The sequence below is a fragment of the Caulobacter sp. SLTY genome, assembly GCF_009905535.1.
In the GTDB taxonomy this organism is placed as follows: domain Bacteria; phylum Pseudomonadota; class Alphaproteobacteria; order Caulobacterales; family Caulobacteraceae; genus Caulobacter.
The window spans coordinates 39,564-53,572 of the sequence record NZ_JAAALA010000015.1; the positions used below are offsets into that span (position 1 = coordinate 39,564).

The window sequence follows — 14,009 nt, forward strand, 5'->3', positions numbered from 1 at the left end:
TCGGCAGTTCACCAAGGCGTCGCTGTCCCATCCGGGAAGCTAAACCTGCCACTTCGAAACCCTTCGTCACCCGCTTGTCCCGTGCCGAAGTCGTAAGTCAGCGACCACGACCGATCCTCACCGGATCGCCCTCGGCACGACGAGGATGAGTGATGAGAGACCCCCTGCCCTTCGCCGCGCCCGACATTTCGGCGCTGGCCAAGACCCTGAGCCGCGAAATCCGTGCGCTCGAAACCGCTCCCGGCCACGTCCAGATGCTGAACATCCTGGCCCGCGCCGCCGGTCACCGGAACTATCAGGCGCTGAAAGCCCAGCATGACGCCGGCGGGCGACTGGCCGCGCCGGCGCCGCCGGTCGACCACCTGCTGGTCGAAAGGACGGCCCGGTATTTCGACGCCTCCGGAAGGCTGGCGAGTTGGCCCGCCAAGGTCAGCCAGCAGCGCCTGTGCCTGTGGCTGCTGTGGTCGCGGCTGCCGGCCGAGACCGACCTGACAGAGCGCCAGGTCAACGACCGGCTGAAGGCCGGCCACCTGTTCGGCGACCATGCCCTGCTGCGGCGGGACATGGTCGACATGGGCCTGTTGACCCGCAACCGGGACGGCAGTGTCTATCGGCGCACCGAACGGCCGCCGCCGGTCGAGGCCCTGGCGCTGATCCGCCAGGTCCCCGGCCCTGCGGGCTAGTCCATCGTCGGGACCGGCATCACCGGCATCACCTCCACGGCCGTGCCGGGGAAGATGGAGAAGTGGGGGTGGTTTTCGAACATGGCGGCCGCGGCCTCATGGCTCTCGGCCTTTACCACGACGAAGCCTGCGACGGTGTTGCGGATGTCGGTGACGCCATTCTTGGCGACGCTCTTGGTGCGACCGGCCGGGCCGCCATTCACGACGATCGCATCGGCATGGTCTTCGTGCCACTGGCCCCAGGCCTGCATGCCGCGGCCGATGTCTTCGGGGCTCATGTCGCCGGGACCATCGCCGGGCTCGCCGACGTAAAGGCAGATGTACTCTTGCATGGGAAACTCCTCGTTCAAGGTCAGGCGGGTTCGTTCTCGCGGAACGGCTGCAGCTGCGCGTCCATGGCGCGCTTGAAGGCCGGGCGAGCCGTGCACCGGTCCAGATAGGCGTCGAGGTTGGCGTACTTCGACAACAGTTCGGTGCGGTCGAGCTCGCGCAGCACAGTGGCCATCATCAGGTCGCCGGCCGTGAAACGGCCTTCCAGGTAGGGTTTGTCGCCGAGCCAGTCGCTGAGCTGCTGCAGGCGTTGGGTGATGTCGGCGATCACCTGCGGCCGGCGCTCCTTGGTCCAGGCTTCCCCAGCGTGGAAAACGTCGATGGCGCCCAGCTGGGCGACATGGATCTCGATCGAGTTCAGGGCCGCCAGCACCCAGGTGATCACCCGCGCCTGGCCCGCGCCGTCGCGCGGGGCCAGGGCCTCGTGCTTGCCGGCCAGGTAGATGACGATGGCTCCGGACTCGAACATCTCGACCTCGCCGTCGCGATAGGCCGGCACCTGGGCGAAGGGCTGCCAGTCGCTGTAGGCGGCGCCCTTGTTCATCACATCGATGAGGTCGGCCCTGTAGGGCACGCCGGCCTCCTCCAGCGCCCAGCGGACGCGCAGGTCTCGCACGAACCCCTGGGCGAAATCGGGCACCCATTTGTAGGCGGATACTTCGACGGTCATCGCAACGCTCCTTTACTCAACAGGGATCGGGGGCCGGCGCGGCCAGGTCGCGCAGACCTCGCCGCAGCGTCTCGGGTTGGTCGGGCGCCAGTTCGGCCTCAACTTGGGCATGCAGGGCGGTCCAGATCGGCAGGGCCTGGGCCAGCCGCTCCCGCCCCTCCGGCGTCAGGGCCAGGCGGCGCGCGCGGCGATCCGCCGTGTCGGGGCTGATCAGGGCCAGGCCGTCGCGGACCAGCGGCTTGAGCGCCGCCGTCAGGGTGGTGCGGTCTGCGCCCAGAAGGCGGGCCACATCCCCTATCGACGCCGCCGCCGGGCGGTTGAGGGCGTTGAGCAGCGAGAACTGGCTGTTGGTCAGGCCGACCGGTCGCAGCGCCTCATCGAACCGCCGGGCCAGGACCCGCGCCGCCCGCTGGGCATGCAGGCACAGGCAGTGGTCCCGCACGTGGTGGGTGGCGTCATAGGTCATGGCCGCGGGCGCGCTCATATGTCTATTTAAGTTGATATCAACGTAATGAGTCAATCCGCCTGCGGGCGGATGACACCTTTCTGAACTTTTCGTGCTTGGCCCACTCCTTGCTGCATTTGCGGGCTATTGAGACATGCGTTCAGGAAACGCATGGCCGCGCCGGCGACTTGCCGGCCCGTCATGGTGAGGATTTCGGGAGGGGTCGATCTTGATCCAAGTGTTGCTGTCGATCGCGTTGGCGCTCACCGTCGGTGTCGCCCAGGAGCCGAGTCCCGGGGCCGATACGACACCCACGGCCCCCGTCCCCTATGCGACCGCCGCCTCCCCGACCCGCACGTTGAGCTCCGCCCTGGAGGCCGTGCGGCGCAGGGACCTGACCACCGCCCGCTCGCTACAGGCCGGCCTGACTGATCCGGTCGCCCGGCGGATTATCGACTGGGCCATTATCGATGTGATGGGCAAGGACCTTGGCGAGGCCGAGCTGACCCGCGCGGTGACCGATTTCGCCGGCTGGCCCCGCCCCGAGGGCCGGCTCCAGGCCCTGCAGGACGCCAAGACGGCCGCCTTGCCCCCCGGGCCGGTGCCCTACAATGCGGTCAAGGGAACGACGAGTGGCGGCGGCGGGCTGACCAGCCTGCGCCTGCGGATGAACGACGCGCTGCGCACGGGTGACTCGGCCGCAGCCTATCGGGCGATCAGCAACCACAACCTCACGCCGGGCAGCGTCGACTTCGCCGAGGCGGAATCCTATGCAGGCTGGCTGGCGCTGAACAAGCTGCGCGACCCGCGCCAGGCCGACATCCACTTCCAGCGGCTCGAGCAGAACGTGAGGAGCCCGGTCAGCAAGGCGCGCGCTGCCTATTGGCGCGGCCGGGCGGCCGAGGCGATGGGCGACACCGCCCGCGCGCGCGCCTTCTATGAAGCCGGCGCGGAGCACACCACCACCTTCTATGGCCAGCTGGCCGCCGAGAAGGCCGGCCGGCCGCTGGTGATCATCCCCGATCCCAAGCCGACATCCGGCGATGTCGTCGAGTTCGAGACCCGGGAGACGACCCGCGCCCTGCGGCTGCTGGCCGCCGCCGGCGAGCGCAATCTGGTCCGCGTGTTCGGCCTCTACCTGGGTGAGACTGTGGAATCGCCGCTCGAGCTGGCGATGCTGGTCGATACCCTGCAGAGCATCGATGAGCAGGAAGTCTCGCTGATCGCCTACCGCAGGGGCGCCCAGCGCGGGCTGATTCTGCACGAGCGGGGCTATCCGTTGATGACCCCACCCTATGTGGATGGCGGGGCCGAGACCGCCTTCGTCCTGGCCATCGTGCGCCAGGAGAGCCAGTTCGACCCCCGTGTGCGCAGCCATGCCGACGCCCGCGGGATGATGCAGGTCATCCCCCCCACCGGCCGCGACGTGGCGCGCCGGATCGGCGTGCCGTTCGACGCCTCCCGCCTGTACGAGCCGGAGTACAACATGCGGATCGGCTCTCGGTACCTGGGCCAGATGACCAACAATTTCGGCGGCAGCTATGTGATGGCGGCGGCGGGCTACAACGCCGGCCCAGGCCGTCCGGTGCAGTGGATCGGCTTCTGCGGTGACCCGCGCGACCCCAACAATGATCCGCTCGACTTCCTGGAATGCATCCCGTTCGCCGAGACGCGGAACTATGTGATGAACGTGATGTCCAATGTGCAGGTCTATCGCGCCCGGCTGAACAAGGGCCAGGCGCCCATCACCCTGTCCAGCGACGTGCGGCGCGGCGTTGTCCCCGCCCCGCTGCTGCCCGAGGGACCCCAACCCTACGCGGCGGTCGCCGCCGATGCGCCCTAGGGTCACTGTGTCCGGGAGCCCACGCCGACCTGGGGATCGCTGACCCACCCCCTCCATCGCCTTGCAACGCGCCCCTCCGCCGCGCGACACAGGGCTGGGGGGAAATCCATATGAGCATCGACAACCTCGATCCGGCCGCCTTCAGCCCGTATGCGCCGCGCAGACGCACGGTGAAGAGCGTCGCGGGCAGCCTCAGCGCCGGCGAAATGTTGCTGCGGCGCTGGGCGGGGTGCTGGATCGACCTGCTGCTGCTGGGCGGCATCATCGTCCTGCCCATCCTGTTCTTCGGCGAGGCGACGCCGGAGCCGGTCTTCTGGGTCGCCGGACTGATCATCCTGGCCTACTTCCCCATCACCGAGGGACTTTGGGGTCGCTCGCTCGGCAAGCTGGTGACGGGCACCGTGGTGCTGCGGGCTGACGGGGCCTATCCCGGCATCGGCTGGGCCATCGTTCGCACCCTGTTGCGGTTGATCGAGGTCAACCCCTTCCTGTTCGGCGGCATCCCGGCCGGCATCGTGCTGCTGTGCAGTTCGGAGCGGCGGCGGCTGGGCGACATGGCGGCCGGCACCTATGTGATTCCCGTCAGCGAACTGAAGTCGCTGCAGCCAAACAACGTCGAGGGGGTCTTCGACTGATCGCGCCGCCGCATTGAACTTCCGTGGTAGGATTGCGACATAGGGCGCAACCGCCCGCCCCGGACCAAGCCATGACGACCGACGACATCACCTTCGAAACCCGCACGGGCGAGATCAAGCTGCACGGCCCCGAGGGCTTCGAAGGCATGCGCCGGGCCGGCCGGCTGGCCGCCGAGTGCCTGGACATGCTGGCGCCCCACGTGAAGCCCGGCGTGGTGACCGCGGAGCTCGACCGGCTGGCTCGGGAGTTCGTGCTGGACAACGGCGCCCTGCCCGCCTGCCTGTTCTACAAGGGGTATGGGCACACCGTCTGTATCTCGCGCAACCACGTGGTCTGCCACGGCATTCCCGGCGACTGGGCCCTTCGCGAAGGGGATATCGTCAATATCGATGTGACCGTGATCGTCGACGGCTGGCATGGCGACACCAGCCGGATGTACGGCGTCGGCGCGGTTTCCGCCCGCGCGCGGCGGCTGGTGGACGTGACCTACCAGGCGTTGGAACTGGGTCTGGCCGAGGTGAAACCGGGCGCTACCTTCGGTGACATCGGCCATGCGATTCAGAAGCATGTCGAGGGCAACCGCTTCTCAGTCGTGCGCGACTTCTGCGGGCATGGCCTGGGCCGGATTTTCCACGATGAGCCCAACGTGGTCCACTTCGGCCGAGCCGGAACGGGCGAGGTGCTGAAGCCCGGCATGTTCTTCACCGTCGAGCCGATGGTGAACATCGGCAAGCCACACGTGAAGGTCCTGAGCGACGGCTGGACGGCGGTGACTCGCGACAAGTCCCTGTCGGCCCAGTGCGAGCATTCGGTCGGCGTTACCGAAACCGGCATCGAAATCTTCACAGCCTCGCCCACTGGCCAGTTTCAGCCGCCGATTCAGGCCGACTGAGCCGTCCCTTGACCGACGGCTGGGACGACTCGGCGGCCGCCTGGGTCGCCAGCATGGGCTCGCAAGGCGACTGGAGCCGAGAGTTCGTGCTCGACGCGCCGATGATGGAGCGCGTGCGCGCCGCCCAGCCGACGACCGCGCTGGACGTCGGCTGCGGCGAAGGACGGTTCTGCCGCATGCTTCGGGCCGAAGGCATTGACGCCATCGGCATCGACCCGACCGCCGCCCTGCTCGACACCGCGCGCCGGCTTGATCCAGAAGGTGACTACCGCCCTGGCCGAGCCGAAGCGCTCGACTTCCCGGATGCCAGCTTCGACCTGGTCGTCAGCTACCTCACCCTGATTGACATTCCCGACGCTGAGGCGGCGATCGGCGAGATGACGCGGGTGCTGAAGCCGGGCGGGCGGCTACTGATCGCCAACCTCAACAGCTTCGTCTCGGCCGGGATGAACCTCGGCTGGTCAGACCTGGCCGACGGCCGAAGGGCTTATGCCTTGGACGGTTATCTCGACGAGCGGGCGGAGTGGGTGGCCTGGCGGGGCATCCGGATCCGCAACTGGCATCGCCCGCTCAGTCGCTACCTCTCGCTGTGTCTTGCCAATGGGCTTTCCCTGACCCACTTCGCCGAGCCGGCAGCCCAGGGCGGCGATCCGGGCATGGCGGCCCGGCATCGCCGGGCGCCCTGGTTCGTACTGATGGAATGGCGTCGCTGACGCCCCCTTGCCAGCCGCGAACATTTGAGGAACATTGTCCTCATGCGCACCGCTGTCCAGGACATCGCCGCACCGCTGCTCTGGTCTGAGCCCGCGCCGCCGTCGCACCACGTCGGCCATCGCGAGCGCTTGCGGGATCGGGCGCTTAAGGGCGGCCTTGGCGCCCTGCCCGACTATGAGCTGCTCGAACTTTTCCTGTTCCGCTCCATTCCCCAAGGCGACGTCAAGCCGTTGGCCAAGCGGCTGATCGAACGCTTCGGCTCGTTGAGCGCGGTGATGGCCGCGGGGCCGGAGGCGCTCTGCACGGTCAAGGGAGTGGGCAAGGCGGTGGCCCTCGACCTCTGCGCCCTCCATGAGGCGACCTTGCGGGCCGGGCGGGAGCCGGTGGTCAAGCGCACCGTCATCTCCTCCTGGAGCGCGCTGCTGGCCTATGTGAAACTGGCCCTGGCCCATGAGCCGCGCGAGCAGTTCCGAGTGCTGTTCCTCGACAAGAAGAACCAGCTGATCGCTGACGAGGTCCAGAACCACGGCACCGTCGACCATGCCCCGGTCTATCCGCGGGAAGTGATGCGCCGGGCGCTGGAGCTGTCGGCCAGCAATATCATCCTCGTCCACAATCACCCCAGCGGCGATCCCACTCCCAGCCGCGCTGACATCGACATGACCCGCCAGATCGTCGAGGCGGGCCGGGCCCTGAGGATCGAGGTGCATGACCATCTGGTCGTCGGACGCGAGGGCGTGGCCAGCTTCAAGGCGCTGGGATTGATGTAGCCGGCTCGCCAAGCCACCCCGACCGGGTCATCATGCGCGCCGCCCCTTATCACCGGAGCCGATCGTCGATGTTCCTCGCCCTGCTTGCCGCCGTCCTGCTGTCCTCAAGCCCGGAAAGCGCCGCCGACACGGCGCCGATGCCCTGCGACGCCAGCCTGCAGGTCTGCCCGGTGATCGATCCAAAGACCGGGCAGCCTCGCGTCTACCCGGCCGACGTGACGCGGTTCCAGGAAGACATCGAAACCTGCATCCATTTCGCCGGCGAGGAGCCTTATGACGCCGATCGTCGGCGTCAGATCGAGGCGGCGTTCCGCAAGCACTGCGATGGCGCCAAGGCGCGCCTGCCCGGCCTGCGGAAGAAGTACGCGGCCGACCCGGTCAACCTGGAGCGCATCGAGGCGATCCAGGCCTTCCGGGTCGGGGCCGGCCTCTGAACTATTTGGCCGGGTTGATCAGGTACTTCTCGCCCGTCGCCCGTCGGCTGTAGGCCTTGAGGGTGTCGGGGTTCAGGGCCTCAGCCAGGGAGATCTCGGCCGTGTAGTGGCTGGCGAAGGTGGTCTTCAGCTCGGCGGCGACGCGGGCGCGGAGGCGGTTCATGACCTCGGGACCAGCCTTCTGCATGAAGTAGGTCAACAGATAGCCGCCCGTGCCCCACGACAGGCCGACATTGCGCCCGATCTCGGTCGGGCGCAGGTCCAATGCGCCGTAGATGTAGACCTGCTTGTGCGTGCTGCTGCCATAGCGGCTGTACGCGCCGGCGGTGCGGTTCAGGGCCACCTCCATACAGGCCAGGATGTCGCCGGCCAGCGGCCCGCCGCCGATGGCGTCGAAGCCGATGGTGGCGCCGGTCTCGGCGAGGGCGTCCACAAGGTCGGCCTTGAAGGTGGCAGTCGTGCTGTCGAGTACGTACTTGGCGCCCAGCTCCTTGAGCAGCTTCACCTGCTCGGCGCTGCGCACGATGTTGACCAGCGGGATACCGTCGGCCTGGCAGATCTTCACCAGCATCTGGCCGAGGTTCGAGGCCGCCGCCGTGTGCACCATGGCCTTGTGGCCCTCGGCCCGCATAGTCTCGGGGAAGGACAGCGCCGTCAGTGGGTTGACGAAGCAGGAGGCGCCGTCGGCCGCCGTGGCGTCATCGGGCAGCGGCAGGCAGGCGCCGGCCGGCGAGAGCTTGTGGGTGGCGTACATCGAGCCGCCCAGGGTGGCGACCTTCTTGCCCAGCAGGGACTCGGCCCCAGCCCCGGCCGCGATCACCGTGCCGGCGCCCTCATTGCCCACGGCCATCGACTGGTCGAAGCGGGCAGCCACCATCGGCAGCCGCTCGGGCGCGACGTTGGCGGTCAGAGTCGGGCGGTCGGCGGTTCCGCCGGCGACCAGGGTGGACAGATCCGCCGGCCCGGTCAGCAGGCCGAGGTCCGACGGATTGATCGGCGAGCCCTCAACGCGGATGAGGACCTGCCCGGCCGCCGGCTCGGGAATCGCTACCTCTTCCAACGACAGTTCGAGCTTGCCGCTCGAGGTAATCTTCGAGCGCAGTTCAAGGCCCGTGGTCATGATGGTCTCTCCTGTTTGAGGTTGCGTCAGGCTTCGGCGAGCCAAGCCAGGTATTCCGGCTTCTGCAAGAGGCCCTTCCAGTAGGCCTCGCCGCGCCCGTCGTCCCCGTAGTTTTTCAAATCCACGCCATAGGTTTCGAAGCGCGTCGCCACCGGGGTGAAGAAGGCGTCGACGTTGCCCCAGCCGCCGAGCAGAAAGGGGCCGCCCGAGCGGTCCAGCAATTCCAGCCACAGCGCGACGATTCGCCGGACATCCTTCTCGGCATCCTCCGACAGGGTCAGTTCGATCCGCTGGCCGAGGTCCATCGGGCACTCGCGGCGCAACGCGCCGAATCCGCTGTGCATCTCCGCCGCCGCCGCCCGGGCCAGCGCCCGGTCGACCGGGTCAGCCGGCCACAGGCCCGCCTCGGGGAATCGCTCGGCCAGGTACTCGCAGATCGCCAGAGAATCCCCGATCACCACACCGGCGTCCTTCAGGGCCGGGACTAGGCCGGACGGCGAATGCCGGCGAATCTCGACCGTCGAGGTCTCCACCTCCCGCAGCTGGACCAGGGTCTCGACGAACGGCGCGCCGGTGCGCTTCAGCGCCAGCCAGGGCCGCATCGACCAGGTCGACCACCGCTTGGTTCCGATCACCAGTTCCATCGTTGCATCCCATCGTTCGAAGGACGGGTATTGGCGCCGTCCCTTATCCGGGCTCTAGTGGCCCCAATGGTTTAGAACAAGCGTTTGAGGAAATCGCCCATGACCGACGCCGCCGGCCCGGCGCCGCTTGAGTCCAAATTGATCGATCGCGCCGACGACGGTCCAGGCATTGAGCCACTCAGCAAAGGGTTCCGGCGCTACGCGCTTTGGACCCTGATGATCATCTACACGCTGAACTTCCTGGATCGGCAGATCGTCAACATCCTGGCCGAGCCAATCAAGAAGGACCTGCACCTCGCAGACTGGCAGCTGGGCATGATGACCGGCCTGGCCTTCGCGCTGTTCTATACGGTCCTCGGCATCCCCATTGCCCGCAAGGCGGAGAAGTCCAATCGCCCGATCATCATCGGGACCGCGCTGGCGGTATGGAGCGGCTTCACCATGCTCTGCGGCTTGGCCCAGAACTTCTGGCAGCTTGTGCTGGCCCGGATCGGCGTCGGCGTCGGCGAAGCCGGCTGCACCCCGCCCGCCCACTCCTTGATTACGGACTATGTTCCCAGGGAGAAGCGGGCCTCGGCCATCGCCTTCTACTCGATCGGCACCCCCCTCGGCAGCCTGATCGGCATGGCCATGGGCGGGCTGATCGCCGACGCCTACGGCTGGCGGGCCGCTTTCCTGGTGGCGGGCGCGCCGGGCCTGTTCTTCGCCGTGCTGACCATCTTCACCTTGCCCGAGCCGCGAAAGAAGCTGTCCGCCATCATGGCCGCGAAGGCCACGGCTAGCGTGCCGCTGCGCGAGGCGATGCGGGTTCTGGTCTCCAAGAAGACCTTCTGGCTGATCGCTTTCGCCGCCGCCATCAAGGCCTTCATCGGCTACGGCCATGCGCCGTTCACCGCCAGCTTCTTCTTCCGCAGTCACGCGGACCAGATCGCCGAGCTGTCGGCCTGGATCACCGGCCTTACCGGCTTCTCCATCGGCCCGATCGGCACGGTGGGCGTCGCGCTCAGCGTGGTCAGCGGGACGGCGGGCGTGCTGGGGGTCTGGCTGGGCGGAGTCATCGCCGACAAGCTGGGCGCCAGGGACCTGCGGGCCTATGTGGTCGTCCCGGCCATCGCCTCGCTGATCACTATCCCGATCTACATCACCGCGGTCTCGATCCCCAGCGCCACAGGGGCGCTGCTCCTTCTGGCTCTGCCGGCCATCATCGGTTCGCTCTGGTACGGCCCGGTCTACGCCACCGCCCAGAGCATCGTGCAGCCGCAGATGCGGGCGACCTGCGCGGCGGTGCTGCTGTTCATCATCAACCTGGTCGGGCTGGGTCTTGGGCCGCTGTTCGTCGGTATCCTCAGCGATCTCTGGGCCGGCGGCATCCTGCAGCAGTCCGGCCTCGTGGCCGCCGACTGCGGCAAGGCCATGCTGGACATTAATGCGGCCGCTTGCGGCGTCGCCGAGGCCGAGGGACTCCGCTGGGCCCTTATCGTGTCGATGGCCTTCAACGTGCTCGCCTTTGCCCTCTTCTGGTTGGCTCGCAAGACGATCCGCGAAGAGATGGTCAGCTAGATCAAAACGGCGCGGGGGCGCGCCAGGGAAGGAACGAGAATGACCGAAGTTGTCGAGGGCGCCGCACCTGCGGCGGAGACGCCGGCGCCCTATCCGGGCCAAGGCACGCCGGGATATCGCGCCTACGTGCTGATGGCGCTGCTAACCGTCTACACCTTCAACTTCATCGACCGGGTGGTGGTGGCCATCCTGCAGGAGGACATCAAGCTGGAGTTTGGCCTGACCGACCTGCAGCTGGGCCTTCTGGGCGGGCCTGCCTTCGCGGTGCTCTACACCTTCCTCGGCATCCCGATCGCCCGCCTGGCCGAGAAGCACAACCGGATGACCATTCTGGCCATCTGCCTGGCGCTCTGGAGCGGAATGACCGCCCTGTGTGGTGTAGCGGTTTCCTACGCCACCCTGTTCGCGGCCCGGGTCGGGGTGAGCGTCGGCGAGGCCGGCTGCACCCCGCCTGCCCAGTCGGTGATCAGCGACTACTTCCCCGCGGATCGTCGGGCCACGGCCATCTCGATCTACGCCCTCGGCGTGCCAGTGGGCTCGATGCTGGCGGCGATCGGCGGCGGCCTGATGCTGGAGTACTTCGGCTGGCGCGAAGCCTTCCTGGTGCTCGGGCTGCCCGGACTTTTGCTGGCGATCGTCATCAAGTTGACGATCAAGGAGCCTGAGCGCGGCGGCGTCGGCGCGGCCAAGGTCGAGGCGCCCGGCTTCATCTCCGCGTTCAAGATCCTCGCCAAGAAGCCGACCTTCTGGCACGTCGCTCTCGGCTCGGCCGTCGCCTCCTTCGTCGGCTACGGTGTTGGTCAGTACCTGAACTCCTACCTGATCCGGACGCACGAGCTGAGCCGCCTGGAGGCCTCGCAGCTGTCCGGTGTGGTGCTCGGCATCGCCGCCGCCTTCGGCACCTTCTTCGCCGGCTGGCTGGCCGACCGGATGATCAAGCGCCACCCCAACGCCCTGGCCTGGCTGCCGGCCCTGGGCTTCTTCATCGCCACGCCCTTCTACCTCGTCGGCTATGCGGCGCCGAACCTGTGGATCGGCGTGCCGTTCATGATCGTCGGGGCGGTGACCCATTACTTCTACCTGGGCTGCATGTACGCCTCGGTGCAGGGCATCGTGGCGCCGCGCGTTCGCGCAACAGCCACGGCGGTGCTGCTGTTCATCGTCAACCTGCTCGGCTACGGCCTGGGCCCGCCGGCCATCGGCGCCTTGAGCGACGTTCTGGCCGGCATGAACCTGCAGGCGGCGGGCTTGACCGTCGCCGACTGTGGCAAGACCATCCTGGACGCCAACAAGGCCGCCTGCGCCGTCGGCTCGGAGTTCGGCCTGCGCTGGTCGATCTTCATTGGCCTGTTCGGCTACCTCTGGGCGGCCGTCCACTTCCTGTTCGCGTGGAAGACCCTGCGCAAGGACTGGGTGGGATAGTTGACAGCGCGGGGCATGGGAGCCACTAGGCGCCCATGATCCCGCGCTATTCCCGTCCCGAGGCGGCGGCCATCTGGTCGCCGCAGACCCGCTATCAGATCTGGTTCGAGATCGAGGCCCACGCCGCCGACAAGATGGCGGAGCTGGGCGTGATCCCGGCCCAAGCCGCCAAGGCGATCTGGGACGGCGGCCGCGACGCCGTCTGGGATAGCGACCGGATCGACGAGATCGAGCGCACCACCAAGCACGATGTCATCGCCTTCCTGACTCATGTGGCCGAGATCGTCGGGCCGGAAGCCCGCTTCCTGCACCAGGGGATGACCAGCAGCGACGTGCTGGACACCTGCCTGGCCGTGCAGATGGCCCGCGCCACCGACCTGCTACTGGAGGACGTCGACCTGGTTCTGGCCGCCCTCAAGCGCCGGGCGCTGGAACACAGGCTCACCCCCTGCACGGGCCGCAGCCACGGCATCCACGCCGAGCCGACCACCTTCGGCCTCAAGCTGGCCGGCCACTACGCCGAGTTCCAACGGGCCCGCAAACGCCTGGAGACCGCTCGTGAGGAGATCGCCACCTGCGCCATCAGCGGCGCGGTCGGCACCTTCGCCAACGTCGATCCGCGCGTGGAAGAACATGTCGCCGCCCAGATGGGCCTGGCCGTCGAGCCTGTCTCGACTCAGGTCATCCCTCGCGACCGCCATGCCGCCTGGTTCGCCGCCCTGGCCGTGGTGGCCAGCAGCATCGAGCGCCTCGCCGTCGAGATCCGCCACCTGCAGCGCACCGAGGTGCTGGAAGCCGAAGAGCCCTTCGATCCCGGCCAGAAGGGCAGCTCGGCGATGCCCCACAAGCGCAACCCGATCCTGACCGAGAACCTGACCGGCCTCGCTCGCCTGGTTCGCTCGGCCGTAGTGCCGGCCCTGGAGAACGTCGCCCTCTGGCACGAGCGCGACATCAGCCACTCTTCGGTCGAGCGCGGCATCGGCCCGGACGCCGCCATCCACCTCGACTTCGCCCTGCGCCGCCTGGCCGGGGTGATTGAGCGACTGGTCATCTATCCCGAGAACATGCTGAAGAACCTCGACCGCCTGGGCGGCCTAGTCCACAGCCAGCGGGTCATGCTTGCCCTGACCCAGAAGGATGTGTCGCGGGAAGAGGCCTATGCGGCCGTGCAGTCCAACGCCATGAAGGTCTGGCGCGGCGAGGGCCGGTTCATCGACTTCCTGAAGGCCGACCCCTTCGTCTCGGCCAACATGAGTGACGCCGAGCTCGAGGCCCTGTTCGACAACGGCTACCACTTCAAGCACGTCGATACGATCTTCGCCCGGGTGTTCGGAGCCGACGCCTGAGGAAGGCTGGCTTCCCGCCGGTCTATGCGCCTGACGCGCGTCTGCTGATCCTCGGCAGCCTGCCCGGCGACGCTTCCCTGTCCCAGAGCCGCTACTACGGCCATCCCCAGAACGCCTTCTGGCGGCTGGTTGGCGGCGTGATCGGCGTCGATCTGCAGGCGATGGCCTATGAAGCCCGCCTGGAAGCCCTGAAAGCTGCCCACATCGCCCTGTGGGACGTGATCGCCGAGGCGCACCGGCCGGGCAGCCTGGACGGCGCAATCCGCGAGGAGCGCGCCAACGATCTGCCGGGCCTGATCTCCGAACTCCCAGACCTCCAGGCCATCGCCTTCAACGGAGGAACGGCGACGAAGCTTGGCGCCAAGGCGCTGGCCGACGTGCGGCCGGACCTGGCCCGATTCGCCCTGCCCTCTTCCAGCCCGGCCTACACCCTGGCGTTCGAACGCAAGGCGGCCGCCTGGGCTGAGCTCAGGCGGCCGCTAGGTCTTGCTGAAGCTTAG

The 14,009-nt window shown here is 67.8% G+C and carries 16 protein-coding genes; 11 read left to right on the top strand and 5 right to left on the bottom strand.

Annotation, left to right across the window (positions count from 1 at the left end):
• Positions 1-152: 152 nt before the first annotated feature.
• Positions 153-683 (top strand): DUF2087 domain-containing protein, encoded by a 531-nt coding sequence (locus tag GVN21_RS10445; RefSeq protein ID WP_166574679.1) that lies wholly within the window; start codon positions 153-155, stop codon positions 681-683.
• Here GVN21_RS10445 and GVN21_RS10450 read toward each other — a convergent pair.
• From GVN21_RS10450 to GVN21_RS10460, 3 genes are read right to left on the bottom strand one after another with little or no spacing between them, the layout of a single operon-like run.
• Positions 680-1,015, bottom strand: a complete 336-nt coding sequence (locus tag GVN21_RS10450; RefSeq protein ID WP_166574680.1) for a hypothetical protein — start codon at positions 1,013-1,015, stop codon at positions 680-682. The two genes, GVN21_RS10445 and GVN21_RS10450, sit on opposite strands and share 4 nt — an antisense overlap.
• 20 nt (positions 1,016-1,035) lie before the next feature.
• Positions 1,036-1,683, bottom strand: a complete 648-nt coding sequence (locus GVN21_RS10455) for a glutathione S-transferase family protein (RefSeq protein WP_166574681.1) — start codon at positions 1,681-1,683, stop codon at positions 1,036-1,038.
• A 16-nt stretch (positions 1,684-1,699) separates the two neighbouring features.
• Positions 1,700-2,167 carry a MarR family transcriptional regulator gene (locus tag GVN21_RS10460; protein ID WP_166574682.1) on the bottom strand — a complete coding sequence of 156 codons (468 nt, stop codon included), beginning with the start codon at positions 2,165-2,167 and terminating at the stop codon, positions 1,700-1,702.
• A gap of 199 nt (positions 2,168-2,366) precedes the next feature.
• Here GVN21_RS10460 and GVN21_RS10465 point away from each other — a divergent pair, with 199 nt between their 5' ends.
• From GVN21_RS10465 to GVN21_RS10490, 6 genes are all read left to right on the top strand, one after another.
• Complete coding sequence (locus tag GVN21_RS10465; protein ID WP_346764247.1) at positions 2,367-3,971, top strand: lytic transglycosylase domain-containing protein; 1,605 nt, start codon at positions 2,367-2,369, stop codon at positions 3,969-3,971.
• A gap of 110 nt (positions 3,972-4,081) precedes the next feature.
• On the top strand, positions 4,082-4,606 hold the full coding sequence (locus GVN21_RS10470; protein WP_166574684.1) for an RDD family protein: 525 nt from the start codon (positions 4,082-4,084) through the stop codon (positions 4,604-4,606).
• Positions 4,607-4,677: 71 nt separating this feature from the next.
• Positions 4,678-5,499, top strand: a complete 822-nt coding sequence (map, locus tag GVN21_RS10475; RefSeq protein ID WP_166574685.1) for a type I methionyl aminopeptidase — start codon at positions 4,678-4,680, stop codon at positions 5,497-5,499.
• An 8-nt stretch (positions 5,500-5,507) separates the two neighbouring features.
• A complete protein-coding gene (locus GVN21_RS10480) occupies positions 5,508-6,212 on the top strand; it encodes a class I SAM-dependent methyltransferase (protein WP_240902860.1) in 705 nt (234 codons plus the stop codon).
• 42 nt (positions 6,213-6,254) lie between these two features.
• A complete protein-coding gene (gene radC, locus GVN21_RS10485) occupies positions 6,255-6,983 on the top strand; it encodes a DNA repair protein RadC (RefSeq protein ID WP_166574686.1) in 729 nt (242 codons plus the stop codon).
• 68 nt (positions 6,984-7,051) lie between these two features.
• Positions 7,052-7,417: a hypothetical protein gene (locus GVN21_RS10490; RefSeq protein ID WP_166574635.1), complete on the top strand. Its 366-nt coding sequence runs from the start codon at positions 7,052-7,054 to the stop codon at positions 7,415-7,417.
• A 1-nt stretch (position 7,418) separates the two neighbouring features.
• Here the strand turns inward: GVN21_RS10490 and GVN21_RS10495 are convergent, their stop codons facing one another.
• Positions 7,419-8,537 (bottom strand): zinc-binding dehydrogenase, encoded by a 1,119-nt coding sequence (locus GVN21_RS10495; protein ID WP_166574687.1) that lies wholly within the window; start codon positions 8,535-8,537, stop codon positions 7,419-7,421.
• A gap of 26 nt (positions 8,538-8,563) precedes the next feature.
• Positions 8,564-9,181, bottom strand: coding sequence for a glutathione S-transferase family protein (locus tag GVN21_RS10500; protein WP_166574688.1), 618 nt, complete (start codon positions 9,179-9,181; stop codon positions 8,564-8,566).
• Positions 9,182-9,280: 99 nt separating this feature from the next.
• On the opposite strand from GVN21_RS10500, the gene GVN21_RS10505 reads away from it, so the two are divergent.
• From GVN21_RS10505 to GVN21_RS10520, 4 genes are read left to right on the top strand one after another with little or no spacing between them, the layout of a single operon-like run.
• Positions 9,281-10,741 carry an MFS transporter gene (locus tag GVN21_RS10505; RefSeq protein ID WP_166574689.1) on the top strand — a complete coding sequence of 487 codons (1,461 nt, stop codon included), beginning with the start codon at positions 9,281-9,283 and terminating at the stop codon, positions 10,739-10,741.
• 39 nt (positions 10,742-10,780) lie between these two features.
• Positions 10,781-12,163 carry an MFS transporter gene (locus tag GVN21_RS10510; RefSeq protein WP_166574690.1) on the top strand — a complete coding sequence of 461 codons (1,383 nt, stop codon included), beginning with the start codon at positions 10,781-10,783 and terminating at the stop codon, positions 12,161-12,163.
• 35 nt (positions 12,164-12,198) lie between these two features.
• A complete protein-coding gene (gene purB / locus GVN21_RS10515; RefSeq protein ID WP_166574691.1) occupies positions 12,199-13,509 on the top strand; it encodes an adenylosuccinate lyase in 1,311 nt (436 codons plus the stop codon).
• The gene (locus GVN21_RS10520; protein ID WP_166574743.1) at positions 13,506-14,009 is read left to right on the top strand and encodes a DNA-deoxyinosine glycosylase; all 504 of its coding nucleotides are present in this window, start codon (positions 13,506-13,508) and stop codon (positions 14,007-14,009) included. Before purB ends, GVN21_RS10520 begins: the two co-directional genes overlap by 4 nt.